This window comes from Mangrovibacterium sp. (assembly GCF_059905295.1).
In genome coordinates this window covers 1-6,832 of sequence record NZ_JBZQJF010000311.1, presented here as the reverse complement: position 1 = coordinate 6,832, position 6,832 = coordinate 1, and the positions used below count along the sequence as shown (strand labels likewise).

At 42.7% G+C, this 6,832-nt stretch carries 3 protein-coding genes; all 3 read left to right on the top strand.

Annotation, left to right across the window (positions count from 1 at the left end; genetic code table 11):
- The first annotated feature begins 191 nt into the window (after positions 1-191).
- Entirely contained in the window at positions 192-2,570 is a 2,379-nt protein-coding gene (locus tag AC37HE_RS15720; protein ID WP_500783868.1) for an ABC transporter permease, read from the top strand.
- A 45-nt stretch (positions 2,571-2,615) separates the two neighbouring features.
- Positions 2,616-5,021, top strand: coding sequence for an ABC transporter permease (locus AC37HE_RS15715; protein WP_500783866.1), 2,406 nt, complete (start codon positions 2,616-2,618; stop codon positions 5,019-5,021).
- A gap of 44 nt (positions 5,022-5,065) precedes the next feature.
- The coding region (locus AC37HE_RS15710; RefSeq protein WP_500783864.1) for an ABC transporter permease at positions 5,066-6,832 on the top strand (1,767 nt) is incomplete at its 3' end.

Below are 6,832 nucleotides of genomic sequence, written 5' to 3'. Positions count from 1 at the left end.
GCACCGATGGCTCGAAAATTTCGCCTATAAAACCAACCTCAGCTGGTGGATTTTTGCTTTGGCAGGTCTGCTGGCGCTGGGAATCGCGATGCTGACTGTCAGTTGGCAGAGTTGGAAAGCTGCCACCCGAAATCCGGTTGAAGCTTTACGATATGAATAGATTTTCAGGTAACCTGATAAGACAATAAAAAATGATGTACAACTTAAAAATAACCATTCGCCGCTTGTTGAAAGACAAAGCTTTTTCGTTCGTGAACATTTTCGGACTGGTAATCGGAATTTCTTGTTTTCTGGTCTTATTTATCCATGTTTCAAACGAAAAAAGCTTTGATAAACATTTTAAGGATCACGAAAATATTTATCGGGTAATTTCTGTTCCCGAAGGTCGTGATAACGCGAATTGGGCCACTAGCTTGGGGATTATTTATACGGCTGCAGCTGAAATACCGGAAGTTGAGGTAGCCACACAATTTTCGTATTGGGCAAATGGAAGTATTAAGTTGGGAGATAAAAAGATTGAGCAAAAGGACATGATGGCCGTAGATGAGGCTTTTATGAGTTTGTTTGAGGTAGTAGCTATAGTTGGCAATTTGGATGAGATCTCGAAACCCAATACTATTTTTGTTACCGAAGACTTTGCAAAAAGACACTTTGGTAAACTTAATCCGGTTGGGCAGACTATTCGAGTTGAGTCGATGCAATACGTGCAGAATGAAGGAGATTATGAGATTCGGGGAGTCGTGAAGAATACGCAACCCAAGTCACATTTTCGCTACGAGCTGTTGTTCTCTCAAAAGGGAGCATTGCAGGAACGCTTTGAATCGTTGCCTGAGCGGAAAATTCAGGGGACCTACAATTATTTTAAACTTCGGAAAAACGCAGATCCCAACCTGGTTGCTGATAAGGTCCAGAGTTTTTACGATTCCAGTAGTCTGAAGTCTGTTCTTGGACCGAAAGACTATAATTTTAGCCTGTTCCCAATGGATGATATCCACCTGAAATCGGATTATCGTTTTGAACTTCGGGAAAGCTCCAGCAAGATCAATATTGGTTTGTTCACGCTGATCTCTGTTGTTATTTTGTTGATTTCGTTGCTGAACTTCACCAATTTGTCCATTGCAAAGCTGATAAAACAGTCGAAAGAGTTGGGGCTGCGGAAGTCGATCGGTGCAAATAACCGGCAAATTATAAGGCAGGTTCTTGCTGATGTATTTATACTTTGCGTGTTGTCAACTGGTATCTCATTGTTGGTCATCGAGGGGAGCACACCGTTGATTGATCGTCTATTCGACATTGATTTTGCTATTTATTACACCGAGCCCGTGGTGTATCTAACTATACTCGGTGTCTTGCTTGGTTGTTTGGCATTCACCGCAATTTTTGTTGCTCTTTATCTTTTGGCACGTCGTTCGGCGGTTGATATCCTTGCCGGGCGAAACAAGTTTTCCGGAAGCTTAATGCTGAAATCCTTGCTTGTGATACAGGTGAGCATCGTTATTATCCTTATCTCAGGTACTCTCCTTGTGAATAAGCAGATTCGTTACGTATTGAATAAACCCCTGGGATTCGATAAAGACAATGTAGTTGTACTAAACGTAAAAGACCTCTCAAAAGACCCGGCGGTTTTTGCCCGAGAACTGGAAAGACAATCCTCTATTGAGTCGGTTGGATTTACAAGGCAATATTTTGGTTATCCGGCACAGGGGATGCCGCTCGAAAGGATGGGGATTGAAGGGTCGGCTGAATTTGTTTTTGCTAACTACGATTATCTGAAGACCCTGGGTATTCAGTTTAAATATGACTGGACTCAACCGGATGTAGATAAGAAAGTGGGGATGGTTATTAACAATCATCTATATAAGCGCTTAATGGAAAGACATGGAACCATGGAGAATCTCAACGCTTACGTGCAATCCCAACCGCTTGAGAAGGGACAGGTTCGTATGAACTTTATTGGAGTTGTTGACGATTTCAACTACAGTTCGGCACACGAAAACATTGGTGATTTTGTATTTTGGTTGAGTGAATCGAAAAATTGGGCTCGTTTTACGCATGTAAGAATTAATAATTTGAAGGCAGGCATGGACGCAATAAAAAGCGTCTGGAAAAAATATTACCCCAATCAGGAATTAGACTTCTTCTTTCTGGATGATAAACTAGCTGAACAATACAAAGCTGAAAACATACTTAGTCGAATTCTTATGGCTTTTTCCGCAATCGGAATCTTTATCAGTATGATAGGGATTAGTGCGCTGGCCTTGTTTATCTCGCAGCAACGCACTAAAGAAATCGGAGTCCGCAAAGTAAACGGCGGCCGTGTTGTTGAAATCATGACCATGCTTAACCGCGATTTTGTGAAATGGGTATTGATTGCCTTTGTGATCGCCACACCTGTTGCGTACTACGCCATGAGCAAATGGCTTGAGAATTTCGCCTACAAAACCGAACTTAGCTGGTGGATCTTTGCTTTGGCGGGAATGCTGGCGCTGGGTATTGCGTTGTTAACAGTGAGCTGGCAGAGTTGGCGGGCGGCTACAAGAAACCCGGTGGAGGCGTTGAGGTATGAATAGTCAACAAGCCAATTAAAATGAAGAACCCCTAACTTTAAATAGAATATGCCTGGACACCATCTAAAACTCGCCTTCAGAAATTGCGTCAAGCAGCGCTTATTTACAGTCATCAGTATTGTTGGTCTGGCCGTCGGACTGGCGGCGTCAACCTTATTGTTCATCTATGTTCGTTACGAAGAGTCCTATGACCGCTTTTACCCGAATGCAGATGATTTGTATCGTGTGAATTACCATTTGGAGAAAGAAGGGAAGCAGTTGGTAAACAGCTCTCGTACACAGTCGGGGCTCAGCTGGATGTTGCGGGATCGATCGGACTTGGTAGCTGCTAGCTGCCGGACTTATTACGAAGAATGTTACATGTATACCGACAAGGTAAAGTTGTACGGTCAGCAGGTCCTTTGGGCCGACAGTGCTTTTCTTGAAGTTTTTCAGCTGCCGATGCTTGTAGGAAATCCCAAGACTGCTTTGGCACAGAAGTATGCGACAGTCATTTCGGAGACGGTTGCTCACAAATATTTTGGCGATCAAAATCCGGTTGGACAAATTATCAAGCTGAATGAAGGAATCCCTTTTGCTGTTACCGGGGTGTTTAAAGATCTTCCCCGTAATACGCATTTGCACTATGACTTTTTGATCAGTTTCGAAACCCTGGAAGACTACGGCGTTAATCAACGTGGAAGTTGGAGATCACCCTTTGTTGCGACCTATTTTCGGAAACAGCCGTCGACTACCAAAGCATCGATCAATCAACTTTTGGAAAGCCTGGTACAAAAGTACCTGGTTCCGAATTGCAAAGACGGAGAGAAGGCGAGTTATTCTATTCAACCGATTGACCAGATCTATCTGGACTCGGATTCGGAGGCGGAGTTTCAACATCAGGGGAGCCGAATGAAGGTTAGCTTGTTGTTTGTTGTAGCCCTTTTCATATTAGCAATTGCCTGGGCAAACAATATCAGCATTTCAACAGCACTGTCGTTTGAGAAAGCACGAGAGTCCGGCATTTTGAAGTTGCACGGTGCCAGCAGTAGGTCCCTGATCCGTTATCAACTGACTGAATCCTTCCTGATCAACCTACTGGCCGTTGCTCTTTCTTTCATTTTAGTCGTTGCTCTGTTCCCGCTTTTCCGGGCTTTAGTCGGTGTAGGGCTTCCGCTAAGATCAATTTTTCAACCTTGGTTAGGAATTCTTTATGTCCTTTACATTGCGGGAGGTGTGCTGTTTACAGGAGCGATTTCTGCATGGATCCAATCCTTGGCGCGTCCACTTCTGGTTTTAAAAAACGTATTTCACGATAAGCTGCAATTTCATGTTGTTAGAAGAACCCTGGCTGTTGGTCAGTTTGCTTTGGCGATTGTTCTGATTATAGCGACAATCCTAATCGTTAAGCAGATCAATTACCTGGAAACACAAGACCTGGGAATGAAAGCCGATCAGGTGTTGGTTATTCGGGGACCCGCCACGAACAACACATCCGGCGAACGACGCTACCACGAGTTTTGTTCCTTTCGCGACGAACTGCTTCGGCTTCCCGGCGTTGAGGCAGTGACAGCCACGATGAATATCCCCGGGCAGGCCAATAAGTACAATAATGTTACTGTGTTGAGGAATGGGCAGAAGGTGAATGCCTCCTTCAATCTTTCATTTGCCGATGAAAACTATTTCCCGACTTACCAGGTCCCCATCGTCGCAGGACGAAACTTTTACCCGAACATAGCGGTGGAGAAAGATAAGGTTATTTTAAACGAAAAGGCAGCGAATATTTTGGGTTTTAACTCTGCCGGGGATGCGGTTGGGGAGACCATTACCGTCAATCGGCATGTTATGCAGGTCGTTGGCGTGGCCCGCAATTTTCATCACGAAACACTTCGCAAAGCGATAGAGCCCTATATCTACCAGTTCAAACATCCGCATGAGTTTGGTTACTATCCGGCATTGGTGTCTACTGCGGATGTACCCGGTTTGCTGAAGCATATTGAACAAGTCTGGCGGAAACATTATCCGGATGCTCAAGCCGACTTTTTTTTCCTGGATTCGTATTTCAACAAACAATATCAAAGCTACACGCAGTTGTCCGAGTTGGTTGGAATTAGCGCTCTTTTGGCTGTATTTATTGCTTGTATGGGCTTGTTTGCTTTTGTAACCCATGCAGTCAACAAGAAGGTGAAAGAAATTGGTATCCGCAAAGTGAACGGAGCAAAGGTTTATGAAGTGATGGCCTTGCTGAGCCGCGACTTTGTGAAATGGATTGTTGTTGCATTTCTCGTTGCAGCACCCGTTTCGTGGTATGCTATGAGCAGGTGGCTCGAAAGCTTCGCATACAAAACTGACCTCAGTTGGTGGATTTTTGCTTTGGCTGGTATGCTGGCACTGGGAATTGCCTTGCTAACGGTGAGTTGGCAAAGTTGGAAGGCAGCCACGCGAAATCCTGTTGAGGCTCTGCGGTATGAATAAAAAATGGCTATAAAACTAAAATTATCCGGTTCAAATCAAACACGATGATCGTAAAAACAAATTTCAACTTGATTTTCCGTAATTGGAAAAGAAACAAGATCTATTCAGTAATTTCCATATCAAGTCTTGCAATTGGACTGGCCTGCATTAATTTGTTTATAGCTTTCATTATTAATGAGTGGCAAATTTCGCTTGGCAGTATCGATAACGACCGGATATTTTTAGTTCAAAGTGATAATCCGACAGACATGAATAGCGATGAAAAAACGCTGTTCATAAGGTCTGAACTTCACCCAATTTTAAAAGAGCGCTATCCCGAGATTGAAGATTATTGCCGTCTTCAAAATATAAGCGGATTCTCTGTTTTTAGGGCCAATGAATTCCAATCAACGCAATTGCTTATTGTTGGTGCAGATACGAGCATTGCTGATTTTTTTCCTATTCCGGTAATTGCCGGCGACATTTATCAAACCCTGTCATCGCCCAATGAAGCAGCTATTTCAACTCAAATGGCTCTAAAGGTTTTTGGCAGAACAGATGTATTGGGTCAATCGTTCTCCGTTTCGACGCCACGAGAAAAAGCGGATTATACAATCACCTCAGTCGTTGATAATTTTGCGACTCAATCATTTCTTAAATATGATATTCTACTTCCAATTAATCCTCAAATCTACCGGGGCGGTGTAACCTTCGTTAAGCTCGACGACAAAAGCTCCAAAGCAACACTTCTTTCAAAAATGAAGGCGGATGGCGATTTATTGCCGCGCTTATCCGAAGAAGCTCAGTATTACCTGCAACCAATCACTGAGGTTTACTACGATAAATCAGAGATACTACAAGCATGGAAATTTATTATTCATAGGGATAAGTCATTTGTAATCATCGGTATTCTTGCAGCTCTGTCTATTCTTTTCATATCGTGCTTTAATTACATCAACATGTACCTGGCCCAGCTATTAAAAAATGAGAAGAATATTGGAATACAATCGCTGCTGGGCGCTGATAAGACTCAGTTACGTTTTCAACTGTTTCTTGAAACCTGCATGACCATCCTGTTTGGATTTTTGTTGTCCATTGGGCTTGTGTTACTGATGATTCCGAGCTTTAATTCAATATTCGATGCCGACATTACGGCGCGCTTTCTGCTAAGTAAGTGGGTTCTGCTATCGTATTTTGTTTTGATTGTAGTGCTTACGATTATCCCTTCAGCTTATTTATCCTTCAAGTTAAAACAACAGGCCCTGAGTCTTTTGAATAACCGTTTTGTTCCAAATCGAAAAGTGCAATTTACGAATGGGATGGTTATTGTCCAGTCGACTATATCCATCATTCTAATTGTTGCAACAATTGTTTATTCCAGGCAATTACGCTATATCACAGCAGCCTCAAATATCGATGAAAACCTGATTGAGATTAAAGCAAGTCGTCTTCCTCCTCAGAAACTAAAAACGTTTAAAGAAGAGATTAGCTCGCATCCGGGTATCGTTGCTGCAACAATTTCTGGTTCTACTTATTTATATGGCTGGGAGAGAGAATCTGAAGATCATCAGGTGGATAATTTTTATACCGCAGATAATGATTTTATTACAACTCTCAATCTCAAGTTAATAAGTGGCGAGAATTTTGCGTCTGATTTAAACTCGAATAGAAACAAGGCCATTGTAAACGAAACCTATGTAAAGACGAATGGTATCACCGATCCAATAGGTAAGCCGTTGTCGGTAGCTGAACCTAATATTATCATTTCAGGTGTGGTTGCCGACTTCTATACCAGAACATTTTACCATAAGGTGAACCCAATAACCATTCAT

Excerpts from the sequence above, each read along its gene's own strand:
- AC37HE_RS15720 (WP_500783868.1), top strand. The coding sequence starts at position 192 with ATGATGTACAACTTAAAAATAACCATTCGCCGCTTGTTGAAAGACAAA.
- AC37HE_RS15715 (WP_500783866.1), top strand. The coding sequence starts at position 2,616 with ATGCCTGGACACCATCTAAAACTCGCCTTCAGAAATTGCGTCAAGCAG.